This window comes from Mesorhizobium sp. M0052 (assembly GCF_040323255.1).
Classification (GTDB): Bacteria; Pseudomonadota; Alphaproteobacteria; order Rhizobiales; family Rhizobiaceae; genus Mesorhizobium.
In genome coordinates this window covers 108,562-127,997 of the sequence record NZ_JAMYUS010000004.1, presented here as the reverse complement: position 1 = coordinate 127,997, position 19,436 = coordinate 108,562, and the positions used below count along the sequence as shown (strand labels likewise).

Below are 19,436 nucleotides of genomic sequence, written 5' to 3'. Positions count from 1 at the left end.
GCCCGGCTTTTTGTTAGGAAAATCGCATATGCGGCGACAAAGCCGCCGCATGGCGGTTTTCACCGGCGTCAAATCATTTAGGATTGCCGGGCATCGCGAAGAGGAGAACGCATGACGGTTGGCCGAACGCTTCTGAGGTCCTTTCTGGTTGTGGGCGCCCTCGCAGGCGGCCTGCAGGCAGCCTTCCCCCAGGAATGGCACACCACCTCTTCGCTGATCGGCCCCTCCAAATATGGCGAGAACTTCCAGCGCTACGATTATGTGAATCCGGATGCACCGAAGGGTGGCACCTACAATTCGGTCGTTTCCGGCACGTTCGACAGCTTCAATCCCTACATCGTGCAGGGCTCGCCGGCGGCCGGCCTGCAGCCATTTGGCGGCGGCCTGCTCTACGACACGCTCATGGATCAAGCGACTGACGAAGGCAGCGTCAGCCACCCGCTCATCGCCGATGCCTACAAGTACCCTACCGACTATTCCTCGGCCACCTACCGGCTCGACCCACGGGCGAAATGGCATGACGGACAGCCGATCACCACTGACGACGTGATCTGGTCGTTCCAGGTGCTGAAGGCCAACAGCCCGATGTACAGCCGCTATTTCGAAAACGTCACCGACGCCGTCGCTGTCTCGGACCGTGAGGTCGAGTTCCACTTCGACCAGAAGGGCAATCGCGAACTGCCCAAGATCCTCGGCGACCTTGTCGTGCTGCCCAAGCATTGGTGGGAAGGCACCGACGCCAATGGCAAGAAGCGCGACATCACCAAGGGGACGCTGGAGCCGCCGCTGGGCTCGGCTGCATACAAGATCGCCAGCTTCAAGGCGGGGTCGGAAATCGTCTGGCAGCGCGTCCCCGACTATTGGGGCGCCAAGCTGGCTGTGAAAATCGGTCGGGAGAATTTCGACACGCAGCACTTTACCTACATTCTTGACGACAACGCCTCCTGGGAGGCGTTCAAGAAAGGTGGCCTCGACGATATCAAGCCGGAAAACAGCTCGAAGCGCTGGGCGACATTTTATGATTTCGCGGCGATCAAGGCCGGCGATGTGATCAAGCAGGAGTTCAAGACCACCTCGCCCGAGCCGATGCAGGCTTTCATGCTCAACCAGAGACATAGGTTGTTTGCCGATCGTCTGGTCAGGGCCGCGCTCACCTACCCGTTCGATTTCGAATCGATGAACCGCACGCTGTTCTTCGGTTTCAACACTCGCACCCACAGCTATTTCCAGGGCACGGACCTAGCCTCCAGCGGCTTGCCGCAAGGCAAGGAATTGGAGATCCTGGAGAAGTACCGCGACAAGCTGCCGCCGGAAGTATTCACCCAGGAATTCAAGTTGCCGGTCTACGATTCGCCGCAGGCGGAGCGCAAATATCTGAAGCAGGCGGTCGACCTGTTCGCCCAGGCCGGCTGGGTGATCAAGGGCGGCAAGATGGTCAACGCCAAGACCGGCGAGCCATTCAAGTTTGAAATCCTAGGCTCGAATGAAACCGACCAGGTCATTTCCAGCCCCTGGATCGCCAATCTGCGCAAGATCGGCGTCGATGCGACACTGCGCATCGTCGACCCGAGCCAGTACACCAACCGCGTCAGAAATTTCGATTACGACGTCATCACAGGACAGCTCCAACAGTCGGAATCGCCCGGCAACGAGCAGCGCGATTTCTGGAGCTCCAAGGCCGCCGACACACCGGCATCGCGCAATTATTCCGGCATCAAGAACCCGGTCGTTGACGCCCTTGTCGACCGCATCATTTTTGCCACGGATCGCGATGACCTCGTCGCCACCACCCATGCGCTCGATCGCGTGCTGCTGTGGAATTACTATGTGGTGCCGCAATACTATCGCGCCGTTGTGTGGCTGGCTTACTGGAACAAGTTCGGCATCCCGGAAAAGCAGCCCGGCTACCGTGGCGCCGATATCGATTCCTGGTGGATCGATGCGGACAAGGAAAAGGCCCTGGCCGCCAAGTACAAGGGCAGCAATTGATGGCGGGGCTCCCTCGCCGCGATTTCCTGGCCCTCAGTGGCGCCGCGGCCGTTGCTGCGCTGCTGCCGGGCAAGGCTTTCGCCGCCAGCCCAACCGGCGTGAAACTGCATGGACTGTCGGCTTTCGGCGACCTCAAATACAAGCCGGACTTCACTCATTTCGACTATGTCAATGTCGATGCGCCGCAAGGTGGCGTCTTCAACTTCCTGCCGCGCAACTGGCTTGCCAACCAGACGCCGCTGACCTTCAACACGCTGAATTCGTTCGTTCCCAAAGGCGATTCGCCCCAGCGCACGGAGATGTGCTTCGATTCACTGATGGTGAGAGCGTACGACGAACCTGACGCCGTTTACGGGCTGATCGCTGACGGCGTGACGATTTCCGACGACCGCAACGACTTCACCTTCTCGCTGCGCCCGCAGGCCCGCTTCCATGACAGCACGCCATTGACGGCAGAGGATGCCGCCTTCACCTTCAAGCTGCTCAAGGACAAGGGGCACCCGTACTATTCCCTGCCGCTAACGCATCTGAATGACGCGATTGCCGTGGATGCCCACACGCTGCAGCTTAGGTTTTCCGGCAAGCAGACAAGCCGCACCATCCTCAACGTCGTCGAGTTCCCGGTCCTGTCGAAGGCGTTCTACACGGCCAACCCGTTCGATTCCTCGCAGATGAACCCGCCGTTGGGGTCAGCCGCCTACAAGGTCGGTCGCTGGTCGGCAGGGGCCTGGATCGAATATGAGCGTGTGGCTGATTATTGGGGCAACGACCTGCCGGTCAATCGCGGCCAGAACAATTTTCAGCGGATTCGCGTTGAGTTCTATCAGGACCGTAGCGTTGCCTTCGAAGCGTTCAAGAAGGGAGAAATCCTCTACAGGGAGGAATTCACCTCGCGCGTCTGGGCGACCGGCTACGACTTCCCAGCCTTCACTGCCGGCAAGGTGGTGAAGCACGAATTCCCGGCCGAAACGGTGCCTTCGATGCAGGGCACCGCCGTCAACCAGCGGCGCGAGCAGTTTCGCGACTCGCGCGTGCGGCAGGCGATCGGGCTGTGCTTCGACTTCGAATGGACGCGGCGCAATTTCTTCTACGGTTCCTATGAGCGCTCGCAATCCTGCTTCGAGAAATCCGAATTTCGCGCCGAGGGCAGACCGTCGCCACAAGAATTGGCTCTTCTTGAGCCGCTGCGTGAGCAGATTCCCGCCGAGGCTTTTGGCGAAGCCGTGATCCAGGACGCGTCGAACGGCTCCGGCCGCGACCGGCAGTTGCTTGGCAAGGCGGCCAAGCTTCTGGCCGAGGCCGGCTGGAAACGGTCCGGCAATTTCGTCGTGAACGACAAGGGTGGTCGGTTGTCCGCAGAGTTTCTTGTCGACGACGAAGTCTTCGAACAGGTCTACTCGCCCTGGGTCGAAAACATGAAGGCGGTCGGCATCGATGCCTCGATCCGGCTGGTGGATGCCGCGCAATATCAGCTGCGGCAGAATTCGTTCGACTACGACCTCGTCTCGGTCGCGGCCTCGTTTCCGGCGACGCCAACCCGTGATGACCTCGAAACCATTTTCCATTCGCGAGCAGCTACCGTATCGGGCTCTCGCAATCTGCCGGGAACGTCGAGCCCGGCCATCGACGCCCTGGTTGACGCCGCAGGTGCCGCCGAGGGTCGCGAAAGCCTGACAATTGCCATGCGCGCGCTCGACCGGGTCTTGCGTGCACGGAGGGATTGGATTCCAAGTTGGTTCCTGGCGAATCATCGAAGCGCCTATTGGGACATGTTCGGTTTTCCCGAGCGGAAACCCGATTTCGACTTCCCGGTCGAAGCGCTGTGGTGGGTCGACAAGGGCAAGGCGGCAAAAATTGGCAAAGGGTAGGCTGTTGCGCGGCACTTTACCCTCCCCCTCGTGGGGAGGGTCGGTGAGCACTTCGTGCGCAGCACGAATGGCGAACCGGGGTGGCGGTGTGACGGCGTACGCCGGATCGAGACTACCCCCACCCCGCTCCGCTTCGCGGATCGACCCTCCCCACAAGGGGGAGGGTGAAAGCTGATGGGCGCCTACATACTGCGCCGTATCCTGCTGATGATTCCGACCCTGTTCGGCATCATGGCGGTTGCTTTCGTCGTCACTCAATTCGCACCGGGTGGACCGGTCGAGCAGGTCATTGCCAGCCTGACCAACCAGGGCGGCAACGATCGGCTCGGCAGTGGCGGCGGCGATGCAGGAGGTGGCGGCAATTTCGATGTGGCCGGCGATGTCGGTTCGAAGTACCGCGGCGCGCAAGGGCTCGATCCTGAATTCATCAAGAAGCTGGAAAAGCAGTTCGGCTTCGACAAACCGCCTCTCGAACGCTTCGGCATGATGCTGTGGAACTACGCGCGCTTCGATTTCGGCGACAGCTATTTCCGTGACATTTCGGTACTCAACCTGATCCTGGAGAAGATGCCGGTTTCAATCTCGCTCGGGCTGTGGATCACGCTGCTCTCCTATCTGATTTCGATTCCCCTTGGCATCCGCAAAGCGGTCAAGGACGGCTCCGCCTTCGACATCTGGACCAGCGGCGTGATCATCGTCGGCTATGCCATACCGGCCTTCCTGTTCGGCATATTGCTGATGGTGCTTTTCGCCGGCGGCTCGTTCTGGGACTGGTTCCCACTGCGCGGCATCGTCTCCGACAATTGGGACCAATTGTCGTGGCCTGACAAGATCGTCGATTATTTCTGGCACATGACCTTGCCGCTGACGGCGCTGGTGCTGTCGGCCTTCGCGACGACGACGCTGCTGACCAAGAACTCCTTCCTGGAAGAGATACGCAAACAGTATGTGGTGACGGCCCGTGCCAAGGGCCTGTCGGAGCGGCGGGTGCTTTACGGACATGTGTTCCGCAACGCAATGCTGATCGTCATTGCCGGCTTTCCAGCGGCCTTCATCTCGGCCTTCTTCACCGGCTCGCTTTTGATCGAGAACATCTTTTCCCTCGACGGTCTCGGGCTGCTCGGTTTCAGGTCCGTGTTGGCGCGCGACTATCCGGTCGTGTTCGCCAACCTCTATATATTTTCGCTGCTTGGCCTGTTCGTGACGCTGTTGTCCGACCTGATCTACACATGGGTCGATCCGCGCATCGATTTCGAGCGGAGAGACGTCTGATGACGCAGGCTGCAGCCGAGATCACACCGACAAGGATCGCCCGCCCCTGGCTGTCGCCGCTCAACAAGCGGCGCTGGCAGAACTTCAAGGCCAACAGGCGCGGCTACTGGTCGTTGTGGATATTCCTCGCTCTGTTCGTGCTGTCGCTGTTTGCCGAACTGATCGCCAACGACAGACCGATCGTCGCCTACTACAAAGGCGAGATCCTCTTCCCGGTGGCGGTCGCCTACCCCGAGGAAAAATTCGGCGGCTTCTACGCCGTCACCGACTATCGCGACCCGGTCATCCGCGACGAGATCAACGCCAATGGCTGGATGATCTGGCCGCCAATCCGCTATTCCTACCGCACCGTCAACAATGCGATCCCCGACGCCGCTCCCGCAAAACCGTCATGGGAATACGACGCGCAGAGGCGATGCAGCCAATATCCGCAAGGCGCTGCCGATCCTGACTGCATTGTCGGCAACTGGAACTGGCTGGGTACCGACGACCAGGCGCGCGACGTGCTGGCGCGCATCATCTACGGGTTCAGGATTTCCGTGCTGTTCGGGTTGATCCTGACCGCGGGTTCGTCGGTTATCGGCGTCGCCGCCGGCGCGCTGCAAGGGTATTTCGGCGGCTGGACCGACCTTCTCTTTCAACGCTTCATAGAAATCTGGTCGGCGATACCGCTGCTGTATCTGCTGCTGATCGTCGCCGCCATCCTGCCGCCGGGCTTCTTCATCCTGCTTGGGCTGATGCTGCTCTTCTCCTGGACGTCGCTTGTCAGCGTGGTGCGCGCCGAATTCCTGCGCGCGCGCAACTTCGAATATGTCAACGCGGCCCGCGCGCTTGGTGTGTCCAACCGCACCATCATGCTGCGCCATCTTCTGCCCAATGCCATGGTGGCGACGCTGACCTTCATGCCTTTTCTGGTCAGCGCCTCGATCTCGACACTGACCTCGCTTGACTATCTCGGCTTCGGCCTGCCGCCCGGCACCGCGTCGCTCGGCGAACTGCTAAAACAGGCGCAGAGTAACCTCAATGCCCCCTGGCTCGGTATATCGGGCTTCATCGTCATCTCGCTGATGCTGTCGCTGTTGGTGTTCATCGGTGAAGCAACGCGCGATGCTTTCGACCCGCGCAAGGCGTTCCGATGAGCAGCGAACTCCTGCTCTCGGTCCGCGATCTCAGCGTTGCCTTCACCCAAGGCGGCAACGAGTCGACCGCCGTCGACCACATCTCCTTCGATCTCGCCAAGGGCGAGACGGTGGCGCTTGTGGGCGAATCCGGTTCCGGCAAATCGGTCTCGGCGCTGTCGGTGCTGAAGCTTCTGCCCTACCCGACGGCCAGCCATCCCTCGGGCAAGATCCTGTTCCAGGGCGCCGACCTTTTGGCGATGAACGAAAAGCAGTTGCGCAGCGTGCGCGGCAACAAGATCACCATGATCTTCCAGGAGCCGATGACCTCGCTCAATCCGCTGCACACGATCGAGCAGCAGATCGTCGAGATCCTGGCGCTGCATCAGGGCATGGGCGACCGCCAGGCCAAGGCGCGCACGCTGGCGCTGCTCAACGAGGTCGGCATTCGCGAACCGGAAAAGCGGCTCGACGCCTATCCGCACCAATTGTCCGGCGGCCAGCGGCAGCGCGTCATGATCGCCATGGCGCTGGCCAACGAACCGGAACTGCTGATCGCCGACGAACCGACGACGGCGCTCGACGTCACCGTGCAGGCGCAGATCCTCGAATTGCTGGCGGAGTTGAAGAGCCGTAAGGGCATGTCGATGCTGTTCATCACCCATGATCTCGGCATCGTCCGCAAGATCGCCGACCGCGTCTGCGTGATGACCAAGGGCAAGATCGTCGAGACCGGACCGACGAAGGACATCTTCGCCAACCCGCAGCACGCTTATACCAAGCACCTGCTCGCCGCCGAGCCGAAAGGCAAGCCGCCGGCCGCCAACGACGCCGCCAAGCCGGTTATGACCGGCAAGGACATCAAGGTTTGGTTCCCGATCAAAAAGGGTTTCTTTCGCACCACCGTCGACAATGTGAAGGCGGTGGACGGCATCGACGTCACCGTGCGCGCCGGCCAGACCCTCGGCGTCGTCGGCGAATCCGGCTCCGGCAAGACGACGCTCGGCCTGGCGCTGGCGCGGATGATCTCATCGACCGGCACCATCCAGTTCAACGGCAGCGACATCGACCAACTTTCCTTCAACGCCATGCGGCCGCTGCGCCGCGAGTTGCAGATCGTTTTCCAGGACCCGTTCGGCTCGCTCAGCCCGCGCATGTCGGTCTCGGAGATCATCGAGGAAGGCTTGAAGATCCATGAGCCGAAGCTGTCGCCCGACCAACGCGACGACAAGGTCGTCGCCGTGCTGAAGGAGGTCGGGCTCGATCCGGCGACCAGGAACCGCTATCCGCATGAATTCTCCGGCGGCCAGCGCCAGCGCGTCGCCATTGCGCGCGCCATGGTGCTCAATCCGCGCTTCGTCATGCTGGACGAACCGACCTCGGCGCTCGACATGAGCGTGCAGGCGCAAGTGGTCGACCTCTTGCGCAATCTGCAGGCCAGGCACGACCTTGCTTATCTGTTCATCAGCCACGATCTGAAAGTCATTCGCGCCCTTGCCAATGACGTCATCGTCATGCGCAATGGCAAGATCGTCGAAGCCGGCCCTTCCGAACAGATTTTCGAGCGCCCGCAGACCGACTATACGAAGGCGCTGATCTCGGCCGCGTTCAAGATCGAGACGGCGCCAGTCGGTATCGTTAGCGAATAACAGGGAATACAATCCGCAAATGGAAAAAGGCAAAATCCTGCTTGCCGTCACCGGCTTTCATCCGCAGCGCTGGCGCGAGCTGCTGTCGGCCGAGCGCGAAGTGGTGCTGGAGCCGGACGGCGCCTCTGACCCGTCGATCACCTATGCGGTGGTGTGGAAGCAGAAGCCGAACCTCTTGAAATCGCTGCCGAATCTACGCGCAATCTTCTCGATCGGGGCCGGCGTCGACCATATCTTCGCCGATCCCGGCCTGCCCGATGTGCCGATCGTCAAAGTGGTCGCTGACAACCTGACGCAGTACATGACCGAATATGTCGTCTGGCGCGTGCTCGACCATCACCGCCAGGGCATGCTCTATCGTGCGCAGCAGCCGAAGAAGACCTGGCACGAACCGCCGCAGCGGCCGGCCGGTGACATCTCGGTCGGCATTATGGGGCTCGGCAATCTCGGCCGCGCGGCGGCATCGGTGCTGTTGTCGCTCGGCTTTGCCGTCAATGGCTGGTCGCGCAGCGACAAGGCCATGAAAGGCGTTGCGACCTATGCCGGAGAGGCCGGGCTGATCCCCTTCCTCAACGCCACCGACATACTGGTGGTGCTGCTGCCGCTGACGCCGGATACGCACGGCATCATCAATTACGGCGTGCTGAAGGAATTGCGCAAGCGCAACGGCCTCGGCGGCTCGGTGCTGATCAATGCCGGGCGCGGCCGGCTGCAGAAGGACGCCGACATCTTGCGCGCGCTGGGCGACGGCACGCTGAAGGAGGCGAGCCTCGACGTGTTCGAGGTCGAGCCGCTGCCGAAGACCAGTCCGCTATGGAGTCACCCGAAAGTGTTCGTGACGCCGCACGCGGCGGCGACCTCCGACCCTGTCCACCTGGCGCCGAGCATGTTGCGGCAGATGGCTGGCTTCGAGCGCGGCGAAAAGCTTGATAACGTGGTCGACCGCAAGGCGGGGTACTGAGGAAGTCCAGGTTCAGCTCGGCAGACTGAACTTCTTCTGCTTGTTGGGCGTGCCGCAGTCGCGGCGGACGATCGAGCGGTTCATGGCATCGATCTGGCCGCTTGCCAGGTCGGTGTCGCGCTTGCTTTTGGAGCGCATATCCGGCGTGAACGGGCCGAAGCCCATCGCCGGATTGGAGAAGCTCGGCTTGGCGTCCGTCGACAGATGGTATTGCTGCGCCAGTTCGTTGCGCTGCGCCAGCAACTGGTCGCAAGGCACGTTGTCATATTGCAGCGACGATTGCACGTCCTGGTCCTGCCGCTCCGACATCGAACTGCCCATGCAGCCGGTCATTGCCAGGCAAGACACCAAGACCATCATGTTCCAGCGCATGTGTTCCTCCTCAATGCCTGCCGAGGGCTTTTCTCGGCTTGTATCCTACCTGATGCCGCGCCAGCCGCAAAAATCCTATTCACGTTTTCGAACAAGACGAGACATCAACCCTTGGACGAGGGCACCGCCAGCGCGGCAAGCCCGTCGACCGGCTGGCGGCGATCCCAGCGGATGACGGTCGGCTGCATCGACAGCACCGACAGGCCGTTTGCGGCAAGCACCCGCTCGACATAGGCTTGAGAATGGGCGTAGCGACGAGACGGCTGCAGCGCGAAACCGGCGTCGCCGCCCGCCCGGCCCTTGGCTGGCTTTTCGACGGAAAAGGCAAACAGGCCATTGGTGGCCAGAATGCCCGCGACGGTCTTCATCACGCGATCGAGCGCGCCGACATAGATGAACACGTCGGCCGCCACCACCAGATCGGCTTTCGGTCCGGCATAGGCGAAATCCTGCAGATCGGCCTTGGCGAGCAGATCGTAGACGCCTTTGGCGCGAGCCTTTTTCAGCATGGCGGCGGAGATATCGTAGCCCTCCAGCCGTTCGGCGACCGCCGCAGTTTCTCGCCCATCAGACCGGTGCCGCAACCAAGGGCCAGGGAAGGGCGGTTTTCCGGGCAGCGGACGAGTTTCGGCCGCCGCAACTGATGGCCGAAAACTGCTGCACCTGCCACGGCTACTCCACGATGCGGTAGATGTTCCAAAGGCTGGTGCCTGAAACGACGTAGGGCTCCATCTCCTTGCCCCATTTGGCGTGGGCGTCGATCATGCCGATCCTGGCGAAGAAGCCCTCCAGCTGGGCAAGGCTTTCGACCTGATGATGCGATTCGACCGTCGCTTCCCGAGCTCCGATCGAACCGGTCATGATCTGGAACTCGAGATCGGCAATGCCGACCTGAGAGCCGATCTCGCGTTCCCATTTCTTCAAAAGGTCGAGCACGGTCTGCTTGTGCCCGAACTTGGCGTCGATCTGCCATCTGGCGCTGAACATTTTTGTCTCCTCCAGTTTTGCGGCCCAACCGCGGTTGATCTTTTCGCGGTGCAACTACTCGTCCCAAGCCTGCACGACCGTCTGTCGTGCAATCCGCCCATTCTTCAGCTCCAGCACCGCTGCGCAGAACACTTTCGTTCCGTCCGGATAGGCGCAGGCCTGGGTGAAGGCGAGATTGTCGCCATCGGCGATGGTGGTGTCGACCTTGTGGGTCATCGCCCGGCTGCAGATGTCGTCCCAGAAGGTGCTGATCGCCGCCCGGCCGCGGATCTCGCGCGGCTTGCTCGGCGGATTGTTGCGGTCGATCACCCGCACCAGTGCGTCGTCGGCATAGAAGCTAGCGAGCATCCTGCCGTCCCGTCCTTCGATCGCTTTCTTGATCGCCGCGCCGTCCACGCTCTGCGTCTTGGTCAGCATCTTCTCCTCCATGGCCCGTTGATCGGGCGGTTGAATGATCACAAGCAATGCCCGGCGCACCGCCCGGCATTTTCTTTCACTGCGACTTGGCTTTGACGGCTGCGAACACACCGTCGGTCTGCTGTTTGAAGGTCGCGAAATCGACCTGGCTGCCGTTGAGCATCGTCGACCAGTGGCGCACGATGGCCGCCATCGCGATCGCCTCCTTGATCTCCTCGTCGGTCGCGCCATTGAGCCTGGCGGCCTCGGTATGGAAATAGATGCAATACTGGCAGGGGATCTGCGAGGCGACGGCCAGCCCCAGCAGTTCCTTGGTCTTGCCGTCGAGCGCGGTCTTGGGGTTGAGCTGCACGCCCTTGATCTCGGCCCAGGCGCCGGCAACGGCGACATCGGGCAGCGTCTTGAGCATGTCCGGCACCGAGCCGAGCGTCGCCTCGATGTCCTTGTAGGCGGCCGCCGCCGAGGCATCCTCGGCCCTGGCGGGAGCGATCATGAACAGCGCGCCAACGCTTGCCGCTATCACCAGCGATTTGATCGACCTGTTTGACTTCAGCATTGCATCCTCCATCCGCAGTGCCTTTCCCGGCGACATCCGCCTGGCCTGCATGGAGAGAATTGGTACGCCTCGACCCCACCTGGCCGCTTCGCCCGAAAGCGCCATGGTCCCTATGGCCCGTCCGGGCCAGCCTGCCTGGCGGAAAATGCCGCTGCCGCCGCCCGTGACGGCAAATCGAGCTTCAGCAATATGTTGGCGACATGACGCTTGACCGTATGCTCGCTGAGCCTCAGCTCGGCGGCGATCGCGGCATTGCTCTTGCCGTCGGCGATCAGGATCACCACCTCGCTTTCGCGCGCCGTCAGTTGAGCCGGCTCGGCGGGTTTCGCCTTGGGGCGGCAGGCCGGCTCCAGGTGCTGTTCCGACGTCGCCTGGACCAGCGCCAGCGGCTCGTCCAGCTCATCCACCGTGACACGCCCGGCATCGATGAAATACAGGCCGGACCCCGCCGCCAGATCGGCCGCCAGCCGCGACGCCAGAATATCGCCGCGCCCGGCATGGGCGGCGATCTGCATCGTCACCCGTGCCATCAGCCCCACCGGCGGCCCGCGCATTTCGACCTCGCCGACATGGGCGCCCTGGGCGCTTGCAATGCCCATATGTTGCGCCGCATCGCGCAGTGCCGCCGCGCAGCGTATGGCCCGCGCCGGCCCGTCGAAGCGCGAGATCATCAATTCGCCATGGATGCCGGCAACGCGTCCGCCATGACGGCCGACCAGCTGCCGCCAGCTCTCCTGGAAGCGCTCGCTGCGTTCGCTCCACATGCGGTCGCCAACCCTCGCCGTGTCGTAGATGCGTGTCGCCAGAAGAGCGGCAAGCACGCGCTCCACTTCGGCCACGGCACGCTCGCCGGTCAGGAATTCCTCGATCAGGTCGGCCACCCGGTCGACATCGCCGGTCCAGATCGGGTGGTCGCGCCCGGGGACCTCGACCAATCGCGCATTGGCGATCTCTTTCGCCAGGAAGCGGCTGGCGTCCGGGTCGACCCGCGCGTCGTTGCGGCGATGAATGAGCAGTGTCGGTGCGCCGATCGCCGACAGCACGCCGCGCACATCGATTCCGGCATTCATCCGGGCAAGGGCTGCCGCTGCCGTCGGACTGGCCGACAGCCGCTCGAAGCGGGCCCACCACTGGGTGAAATGCGCATCATCTACCCGGCCGGGAGCGAAGTTGGGCAGTGTGGCGCCCGTGCCCCATTCCGTGCCGGCCGTCGCGATGAAGGCCTCGAGGCGCTCCGGCGACATCACCCATTTGTGGAAATGCGCATAACCGCCATAGAGCGCCAGCGCTCGTGTCCGTTCCGGATAGGTGGCGGCAAACAACATTGCCATCGGCGCGCCTTCCGAAGCGCCGAGCAAGGCCGCGCGGCCGCTGCCGGTGGCATCCATCACCGCGCGCACATCGTCCATGCGGGTTTCGAGGCTGGGCAGGTGGCGTGGGTCGACGCGGTCGGACAGGCCGGTGCCGCGCTTGTCGAACAGGATCAGCCGCGAGAACGCCGAGAGCCGTTTCAAGAGCCTGGCGTAGCCCTCGTCTTCCCAATGCAGGTCGAGATTGGAGATGAAGCCGGGCACGAAAACCAGGTCGAACGATCCCTGGCCGACCACCTGATAGGCGATCCGCACGTCGCCGCTGAGGGCATATCGCGTCTCGATCGGCCTCACGTTGCTATCCCGCCCGGCCAGACGATTTCTGATCGCCGACCATAGCAGACGCCTGGCGGATGCGGCAGCCAAACTTTAGAAGACAGGAATATAGCCCGCGGCGAACCGTGTTCGCCCGCCATTTCTGGGGGAGGCTATTTCTGGGGAGCGGCGCTCTCTGCACCCGTGGGTTGGACGTAGCCGATGCTCACATCGGCCTGCTCCTCGGTCTTCGGCCGCTTGATCCTGGCCGAGGCCACGACGACGAGTTCGTCAAAACCTTCGCCGCCACTGTCCAGCATCTCGAAGAACTGCCGGCGCATCCTGGGCTCCCAGAACTTGTTGATGTGCTCGGCCACGCCCGCCACACCTTCCTCGCGGGGCCTTGAATGGAAGAAGGCGGCGATCTGGTTGGCCATGCGCACCAGCTTTTCCCCGGTGCTCGTGATGTGTTCTTCGTCATGCGACATGCTGGGCAACTCCCAAGACCACCCGTTCCGGGTGGGTGAAAACATCGAAATCGTCGCCGCGCACCAGCGCCACCAGCGTCATGCCGGCCTCTTCGGCGGTGCGGATGGCAAGGGCTGTCGGCGCCGACACGGCGATGATGAAGGCGGAGCCGATCGCCGCCGTTTTCTGCACCATCTCCACTGAGACGCGTGATGTCACCACCACCGCGCCCGATGCACCGTCAATGCCGGCCTTGGCCAGCGCGCCGGCCAGTTTGTCCAGCGCATTGTGCCGGCCGACATCCTCGCGCGCCATGACGATGCCTTTGCCGGGAATGTAGAAGCCCGCTGCATGCACGGCGCCGGTTTCTGAATGCAGAGGCTGCACCTTGGACAAAAGCTTTACCGAACGGGTGATGTCGTCGGCTTCAAGCGTAAGCTTGGACGCACCAACCTTGTCGACCGAGCGCATCGCTTCCTCGATGGATTCGATGCCGCACAGCCCGCAGCCAACCGGCCCGGCCAAGCGCCGGCGCCGCGTCTCGAAGCGCGTATTGGCCTGGTCCTTCAGCCGGATCTGGATATCGATGCCGGCGCCATGGTCCTCGACCTCGATCGCATCGATTTCGTCAGGCAAGGCTATGATGCCTTCGGTCAGAGAGAAGCCGAGCGCGAAATCCTCGAAATCGGCCGGGCTCGCCATCATCACCGCATGGGTGGTGCCGGCAAAGGAGAACGCCACCGGCGTCTCCTCCGGCACCATGCGGTTGGCCGATGTCGTGCCGCTGGCGCGGTGGGCAAGGCGAGAGATTTGGGTGGTGGCTTGGCGTTTTCGGGTCACGAGGCGCGCCCCTCTGCCCTGTTCGTCCTTAGCAGTAGCTGTGGAGGCTCGCGCCTTTCCTCTCCCCCGTCGACCGGGGGAGAGGTGTCAAGCGAAGCTTGACGGAGTGGGGGTCGACTGCTCGCCAGATAGGCCGGTTTGCCTGCTCTTTGGGTTGTGCGCGACTTTCGACGGCTGCGTGTTGCGGGGCCGGCGTCCCCCACTCCGTCGCCGCTTCGCGGCGCCACCTCTCCCCCCTCCGGAGGGAGAAGAAAGGCGCCAGGCGGCATAAGCTCGCGTCCTTCCTGACGGAGTAGGGGTCGACCAACCGTCAAGATTGAAGCTCTTATTGTCGAACGCCGTGGCAAGACTACTCCGCCGCTTCCAGCTTTGCGATGCGGCGGCTCTGCTCGGCCTGCTCGTTATAATCGCGCTGCCAGTCCGAAGGCCCGTTGGAGGCGCCGACCTGCACCGCGGTCACCTTGTACTCCGGGCAGTTGGTCGCCCAGTCCGAGAAGTCGGTGGTGATGACGTTGGCCTGCGTGTCGGGATGGTGGAACGTTGTGTAGACCACACCTGGCGACACCCGGTCGGTGATCAGCGCACGCAGCGTCGTCTCACCCGAACGGCTGGTCAGCCGCACCCAGTCGCCATCGCGCAGGCCGCGGTTCTCGGCATCGTGCGGATGGATCTCCAGCCGGTCCTCCGAGTGCCACATGACGTTTTCGGTGCGCCTTGTCTGTGCACCGACATTGTACTGGCTGAGGATGCGACCGGTGGTCAGCAGCAACGGGAAACGCGGCCCGGTCCGCTCGTCGGTCGCCACATATTCTGTGCGGATGAACTTGCCCTTGCCGCGCACGAAGCCGTCGATATGCATGATCGGCGTGCCGAGCGGCGCCTTCTCGTTGCAGGGCCATTGCACCGATCCGACACGGTCGAGCAGATCAAAAGAGACGCCGGCGAAGCTTGGCGTCGTTTTGGCGATCTCGTCCATGATTTCGGAGGGATGCTGGTAGTTCCAATCCAGCCCGATCGCGCGGGCAAGCTCCTGTGTCGCTTCCCAGTCGGCATAGCGCGCCTTCGGCTCCAGCACCTTGCGCACCATGTTGATGCGGCGCTCGGCATTGGTGAAGGTGCCGTCCTTTTCCAGGAAGGTCGAGCCCGGCAGGAAGACATGCGCGTAGTTAGCTGTCTCGTTGAGGAACAGGTCGTGCACGACGACGCATTCCATCGCCGCCAGGCCGGCCGCGACATGCTTGGTATCAGGGTCGGATTGCAGGATGTCCTCGCCCTGGATGTAGATGCCCTTGAAGGATCCGTCGACGGCGGCATCCAGCATGTTGGGGATGCGCAGGCCCGGTTCGTCGTCGAGCTTCACCCCCCACAACGTCTCATAGATGTCGCGCACCGCCTCGCCGGAGATGTGGCGGTAGCCCGGCAGTTCATGCGGGAACGAGCCCATGTCGCAGGAACCCTGCACGTTGTTCTGGCCGCGCAGCGGATTCACCCCGACGCCCGGGCGGCCGATATTGCCGGTCGCCATGGCAAGGTTGGCGATAGCCATAACCGTGGTCGAACCCTGGCTGTGTTCGGTCACGCCGAGGCCGTAATAAATCGCGCCATTGCCGCCCTTGGCATAGAGTCGTGCAGCACCTCGGATCAGTTCGGGATCGACGCCGGACAGCTTGCCCACGATTTCGGGGCTGTTTTCCGGCAAGGCGACGAAAGAAGCCCAATCCTGGAACTCCGCCCAGTCGCAGCGATCGCGGATGAAGGCTTCGTCGAAAAGCCCTTCGGTAACGATGACATGCGCCAGCGCCGTCAGCACCGCCACGTTGGTGCCGGGCTTCAGCGGCAGGTGATAGTCGGCCTCGATATGCGCCGACTTGACCATTTCGGTGCGGCGCGGATCGAGCACGATCAGCTTGGCGCCCTGGCGCAGCCGCTTTTTCAGCCGCGAGGCGAACACCGGGTGCGCGGAAGCCGGATTGGCGCCGATGATGACGGCGACATCGGTGAAATCGACGGAATCGAAATCCTGCGTGCCGGCCGAGGTGCCATAGGTCTGGCCGAGGCCGTAGCCGGTCGGCGAGTGGCAGACGCGGGCGCAGGTGTCGACATTGTTGTTGCGGAAGCCTTGGCGCACCAGCTTCTGGACGAGATAGGTCTCTTCATTCGTGCAGCGCGAGGACGTGATACCGCCGATCGAGGTGCGGCCGTATTGATACTGGATACGGCGGAATTCCTTGGCCGTATGGGCGATGGCCTCTTCCCAGCTCACCTCGCGCCAGGGATCGCTGACCTTTTCCCGGATCATAGGCGACAGGATGCGGTCCTTGTGGGTGGCATATCCATAGGCGAAACGGCCCTTCACGCAGGAGTGGCCGTGGTTCGCCTTGCCGTCCTTGTAGGGCATCATGCGAATGACTTCGTCGTCCTTCACTTCGGCCTTGAACGAGCAGCCGACGCCACAATAGGCGCAGGTGGTGACGGCGGAGCGCTCGGGCATGCCTTTCTCAAGCACGGTCTTTTCACGCAGCGCATCGGTCGGACAGGCCTGCACGCAGGCGCCGCAGGATACGCATTCGGAGGCGATGAAATCCTCGTGCATGCCGGCGACCATGCGCGATTCGAAACCGCGGCCCTCGATCGTCAGCGCGAAGGTGCCTTGCACCTCCTCGCAGGCCCGCACGCAGCGCGAGCACACGATACATTGCGCCGGATCATAGGTGAAATAGGGGTTGGACTCATCGCGGGCGATGTAGTCGACCGCCAGCGAGCCATGGCCGGGCGCGACGCCGTTTTCCTGCTTGACGTGGTTGCGGCCCTCGATGCCGAAGCGGTTCTCGGTCAGGCCGACAGACTTCGCCACAACGTCGAACTCGCTGGCCCCGGTACCGGCCTTCTCGTTCCAGCCGGTCGGGTGGTCGGAGACGTAAAGCTCCATGACACCTCGGCGGATGGCGTCGAGCCGCTCGGATTGCGTGCGCACCACCATGCCTTCGCCGACGGGGGTCGTGCAGGATGCCGGCGTGCCGCCGCGCCCGTCGATCTCGACCAGGCAGACGCGGCAGGAGCCGAACGAGTCCAGCATGTCCGTGGCGCAGAGTTTTGGGATCTCGACCCCGCCTTCCATCGCCGCGCGCATGATCGACGTACCCTCCGGCACGCTGATGCTGCGGCCGTCGACGATCAGCGTAACCTGCTTTTGCGCCTTCGATTCCGGGGTTCCGTAATCGAGTTCTTCGATGAGTGTCGGGAAGTCGGCCTTGATATTCATCTGCCAGCTCCTATTCAGCAGCCACGCGCGCCGGCGCGGGCTTGAAATCTTCGGGGAAATGGGTGATCGAGCTCATCACCGGATAGGGCGTGAAGCCGCCCAGCGCGCAGAGCGATCCGAACTTCATCGTGTTGCAGAGATCGGTGACCAGTGCCAGGTTCTTCTCCGGCTCGATGCCGGCGGCAAGCCGGTCGATGGTCTCCACCCCGCGTATCGAGCCGATGCGGCAGGGCGTGCACTTGCCGCAGCTTTCGATGGCGCAGAACTCCATGGCAAAGCGCGCCTGCTTCAGCATGTCGGCCGTGTCGTCGAACACGGTGATGCCGGCATGGCCGATCAGCCCGTCGCGCTTCGCGAACTCTTCGTAGTCGAACGGCGTGTCGAACAGGCCGCGCGGGAAATAGGCGCCGAGCGGGCCGCCGACCTGCACCGCCTTCACCGGGCGACCTGTGGCCGTACCGCCGCCGATATCGTCGACGATTTCGCCCAGCGTCATGCCGAACGCCGCCTCGAACAGGCCGCCGAATTTGACGTTGCCGGCGATCTGTATCGGGATCGTGCCGCGCGAGCGGCCCATGCCGAAATCCTTGTAGAAGGCAGCACCCTTGTCCATGATGATGGGCACGGAGGCTAGGCTGATGACGTTGTTGATCACCGTCGGCTTGCCGAACAGACCCTGGATTGCCGGCAGCGGTGGCTTGGCTCGCACCACGCCGCGCTTGCCTTCAAGGCTGTTCAGCAGCGAAGTTTCCTCGCCGCAGACATAGGCGCCGGCGCCGACGCGGATTTCCATGTCGAAGGCGTTGGGCGAACCCAGCACGCTGACGCCGAGCACGCCTGCCTTGCGGGCGACCTCGACAGCCTTGTTCATGACAGCCACCGCATGCGGATATTCCGAGCGGATATAGACGAACCCCTTGGTCGCGCCGGTGGCGATGCCGGCAATCGTCATGCCTTCGATGAGCACGAAGGGGTCGCCCTCCATGATCATGCGGTCGGCAAAGGTGGCGCTGTCGCCCTCGTCGGCATTGCAGACGATGTATTTGCGGTCAGATGTCGTATCGAGCACCGTCTTCCACTTGATGCCGGTCGGGAAGCCGGCGCCGCCTCGGCCGCGCAAGCCCGATTCCGTGACCTGTTTGACGATGTCGAGCGGCGCCATGGCCACCGCGTTCTGCAGGCCCTTGAGCCCGCCCAGTGACTTGTAGGCATCGAGCGATAGCGGGTCGTTGATGCCGCAACGCGCAAAGGTCAGGCGCGTCTGCTTGGCCAGGAACGGGATTTTGTCGGGCGCGCCCAGCCAGCGCTTGTGATGCCCGCCGGTGAGAAAGCCGCTGTCGAACAGGCTCTTGACGTCCGATGGCTTGACCGGCCCGTAAGCGACGCGGCCCTTTTCGGTCGCGACCTCGACCATCGGTTCGAGGAAATAGGCGCCGCGCGAGCCGTTGCGGACGATCTTGGCCTCGACGCCCCGTTCAGCCAGTTCCGCACGAACAGCCTTGGCGACCTTTTCGGCGCCGAGCGCCAGCGCGCCGGAGTCACCTGGAATGTAGATGCGCGGGATCATGAGCGTACCTCCCCGACGATCTCTTCGATCTTCTCGTCATCGAGCCGCCCGATCACCTCACCATCCAGCATCGCCGACGGTGAACAGGCGCACAGCCCGAGGCAATAGACAGGCTCAAGTGTAACCGATCCGTCGCGGGTGGTCTCATGGAAATCGATGCCGAGCAACTGCTTGACCTTTGCGGCGATCGCATCCGAACCCATCGACTGGCAGGCTTCCGCCTGGCAGAGCTTGAGCACGTGCCGGCCGGCCGGCCGGGCACGGAAATCATGATAGAAGGTCACAACGCCGTGCACCTCGGCCCTCGACAGGTTCAGCCCATCGGCGATGACGGGCACGGCGTCCTGCGGCACGTGGCCAAATTCTTCCTGGATCTCGTGCAGGATCGGCAGCAGCGGGCCTTCGAGGCCCTTCAACTCCTGGATGATCGCCGCCGTGCGCGACTGTATCTCGGTACTTGCAGGCTGCATCGTCACGCAGCGCCC

Annotated in this window: 17 protein-coding genes; 6 read left to right on the top strand and 11 right to left on the bottom strand. The window is 62.8% G+C overall.

Annotation, left to right across the window (positions count from 1 at the left end; translation table 11 throughout):
- The first annotated feature begins 111 nt into the window (after window positions 1-111).
- From NKJ77_RS06430 to NKJ77_RS06405, 6 genes are all read left to right on the top strand, one after another.
- The gene (locus NKJ77_RS06430) at window positions 112-1,989 is read left to right on the top strand and encodes an extracellular solute-binding protein (protein WP_023745252.1); all 1,878 of its coding nucleotides are present in this window, start codon (window positions 112-114) and stop codon (window positions 1,987-1,989) included.
- Entirely contained in the window at window positions 1,989-3,857 is a 1,869-nt protein-coding gene (locus NKJ77_RS06425; protein WP_023821514.1) for an extracellular solute-binding protein, read from the top strand. Before NKJ77_RS06430 ends, NKJ77_RS06425 begins: the two co-directional genes overlap by 1 nt.
- A 174-nt stretch (window positions 3,858-4,031) precedes the next feature.
- On the top strand, window positions 4,032-5,129 hold the full coding sequence (locus NKJ77_RS06420; protein ID WP_023688770.1) for a microcin C ABC transporter permease YejB: 1,098 nt from the start codon (window positions 4,032-4,034) through the stop codon (window positions 5,127-5,129).
- Window positions 5,129-6,268, top strand: a complete 1,140-nt coding sequence (locus tag NKJ77_RS06415) for an ABC transporter permease (protein WP_023682037.1) — start codon at window positions 5,129-5,131, stop codon at window positions 6,266-6,268. The genes NKJ77_RS06420 and NKJ77_RS06415 overlap by 1 nt, the downstream gene beginning before the upstream one ends.
- The gene (locus NKJ77_RS06410; protein WP_023831925.1) at window positions 6,265-7,896 is read left to right on the top strand and encodes an ABC transporter ATP-binding protein; all 1,632 of its coding nucleotides are present in this window, start codon (window positions 6,265-6,267) and stop codon (window positions 7,894-7,896) included. The genes NKJ77_RS06415 and NKJ77_RS06410 overlap by 4 nt, the downstream gene beginning before the upstream one ends.
- A 19-nt stretch (window positions 7,897-7,915) precedes the next feature.
- Window positions 7,916-8,857: a 2-hydroxyacid dehydrogenase gene (locus tag NKJ77_RS06405; RefSeq protein ID WP_023831924.1), complete on the top strand. Its 942-nt coding sequence runs from the start codon at window positions 7,916-7,918 to the stop codon at window positions 8,855-8,857.
- Between the two features lie 12 nt (window positions 8,858-8,869).
- On the opposite strand, the gene NKJ77_RS06400 is transcribed toward NKJ77_RS06405, so the two are convergent.
- The 11 genes from NKJ77_RS06400 to NKJ77_RS06350 form a co-directional block, all read right to left on the bottom strand.
- Complete coding sequence (locus NKJ77_RS06400; RefSeq protein WP_023831923.1) at window positions 8,870-9,229, bottom strand: hypothetical protein; 360 nt, start codon at window positions 9,227-9,229, stop codon at window positions 8,870-8,872.
- 104 nt (window positions 9,230-9,333) lie between these two features.
- Window positions 9,334-9,738 carry an SAM-dependent methyltransferase gene (locus NKJ77_RS06395; RefSeq protein WP_050589919.1) on the bottom strand — a complete coding sequence of 135 codons (405 nt, stop codon included), beginning with the start codon at window positions 9,736-9,738 and terminating at the stop codon, window positions 9,334-9,336.
- A gap of 163 nt (window positions 9,739-9,901) precedes the next feature.
- Window positions 9,902-10,216, bottom strand: a complete 315-nt coding sequence (locus NKJ77_RS06390; protein WP_023834344.1) for a hypothetical protein — start codon at window positions 10,214-10,216, stop codon at window positions 9,902-9,904.
- Window positions 10,217-10,270: 54 nt separating this feature from the next.
- Window positions 10,271-10,633 carry a nuclear transport factor 2 family protein gene (locus NKJ77_RS06385; RefSeq protein ID WP_023831922.1) on the bottom strand — a complete coding sequence of 121 codons (363 nt, stop codon included), beginning with the start codon at window positions 10,631-10,633 and terminating at the stop codon, window positions 10,271-10,273.
- Window positions 10,634-10,709: 76 nt separating this feature from the next.
- Entirely contained in the window at window positions 10,710-11,189 is a 480-nt protein-coding gene (locus tag NKJ77_RS06380) for a carboxymuconolactone decarboxylase family protein (RefSeq protein WP_352534599.1), read from the bottom strand.
- Window positions 11,190-11,299: 110 nt separating this feature from the next.
- Window positions 11,300-12,853, bottom strand: a complete 1,554-nt coding sequence (locus NKJ77_RS06375) for an alpha/beta fold hydrolase (RefSeq protein WP_023831920.1) — start codon at window positions 12,851-12,853, stop codon at window positions 11,300-11,302.
- 134 nt (window positions 12,854-12,987) lie between these two features.
- Entirely contained in the window at window positions 12,988-13,302 is a 315-nt protein-coding gene (locus NKJ77_RS06370; protein WP_023688796.1) for a formate dehydrogenase subunit delta, read from the bottom strand.
- Window positions 13,292-14,122, bottom strand: coding sequence for a formate dehydrogenase accessory sulfurtransferase FdhD (gene fdhD, locus NKJ77_RS06365; RefSeq protein ID WP_023692627.1), 831 nt, complete (start codon window positions 14,120-14,122; stop codon window positions 13,292-13,294). Before fdhD ends, NKJ77_RS06370 begins: the two co-directional genes overlap by 11 nt.
- 349 nt (window positions 14,123-14,471) lie before the next feature.
- Window positions 14,472-17,384 carry a formate dehydrogenase subunit alpha gene (fdhF, locus tag NKJ77_RS06360; RefSeq protein ID WP_023673425.1) on the bottom strand — a complete coding sequence of 971 codons (2,913 nt, stop codon included), beginning with the start codon at window positions 17,382-17,384 and terminating at the stop codon, window positions 14,472-14,474.
- Window positions 17,385-17,394: 10 nt separating this feature from the next.
- Window positions 17,395-18,951, bottom strand: coding sequence for a formate dehydrogenase beta subunit (locus tag NKJ77_RS06355; RefSeq protein WP_023673426.1), 1,557 nt, complete (start codon window positions 18,949-18,951; stop codon window positions 17,395-17,397).
- Window positions 18,948-19,427 (bottom strand): formate dehydrogenase subunit gamma, encoded by a 480-nt coding sequence (locus NKJ77_RS06350; protein ID WP_023688791.1) that lies wholly within the window; start codon window positions 19,425-19,427, stop codon window positions 18,948-18,950. Before NKJ77_RS06350 ends, NKJ77_RS06355 begins: the two co-directional genes overlap by 4 nt.
- Between the last annotated feature and the right edge of the window lie 9 nt (window positions 19,428-19,436).

Bases quoted from the DNA above. Each gene is read 5' to 3' on its own strand.
- NKJ77_RS06430 (WP_023745252.1), top strand. From the start codon at position 112: ATGACGGTTGGCCGAACGCTTCTGAGGTCCTTTCTGGTTGTGGGCGCC.
- NKJ77_RS06425 (WP_023821514.1), top strand. From the start codon at position 1,989: ATGGCGGGGCTCCCTCGCCGCGATTTCCTGGCCCTCAGTGGCGCCGCG.
- NKJ77_RS06420 (WP_023688770.1), top strand. From the start codon at position 4,032: ATGGGCGCCTACATACTGCGCCGTATCCTGCTGATGATTCCGACCCTG.
- NKJ77_RS06415 (WP_023682037.1), top strand. From the start codon at position 5,129: ATGACGCAGGCTGCAGCCGAGATCACACCGACAAGGATCGCCCGCCCC.
- NKJ77_RS06410 (WP_023831925.1), top strand. From the start codon at position 6,265: ATGAGCAGCGAACTCCTGCTCTCGGTCCGCGATCTCAGCGTTGCCTTC.
- NKJ77_RS06405 (WP_023831924.1), top strand. From the start codon at position 7,916: ATGGAAAAAGGCAAAATCCTGCTTGCCGTCACCGGCTTTCATCCGCAG.
- NKJ77_RS06400 (WP_023831923.1), bottom strand. From the start codon at position 9,229: ATGCGCTGGAACATGATGGTCTTGGTGTCTTGCCTGGCAATGACCGGC.
- NKJ77_RS06395 (WP_050589919.1), bottom strand. From the start codon at position 9,738: ATGCTGAAAAAGGCTCGCGCCAAAGGCGTCTACGATCTGCTCGCCAAG.
- NKJ77_RS06390 (WP_023834344.1), bottom strand. From the start codon at position 10,216: ATGTTCAGCGCCAGATGGCAGATCGACGCCAAGTTCGGGCACAAGCAG.
- NKJ77_RS06385 (WP_023831922.1), bottom strand. From the start codon at position 10,633: ATGCTGACCAAGACGCAGAGCGTGGACGGCGCGGCGATCAAGAAAGCG.
- NKJ77_RS06380 (WP_352534599.1), bottom strand. From the start codon at position 11,189: ATGCTGAAGTCAAACAGGTCGATCAAATCGCTGGTGATAGCGGCAAGC.
- NKJ77_RS06370 (WP_023688796.1), bottom strand. From the start codon at position 13,302: ATGTCGCATGACGAAGAACACATCACGAGCACCGGGGAAAAGCTGGTG.
- fdhF (WP_023673425.1), bottom strand. From the start codon at position 17,384: ATGAATATCAAGGCCGACTTCCCGACACTCATCGAAGAACTCGATTAC.
- NKJ77_RS06355 (WP_023673426.1), bottom strand. From the start codon at position 18,951: ATGATCCCGCGCATCTACATTCCAGGTGACTCCGGCGCGCTGGCGCTC.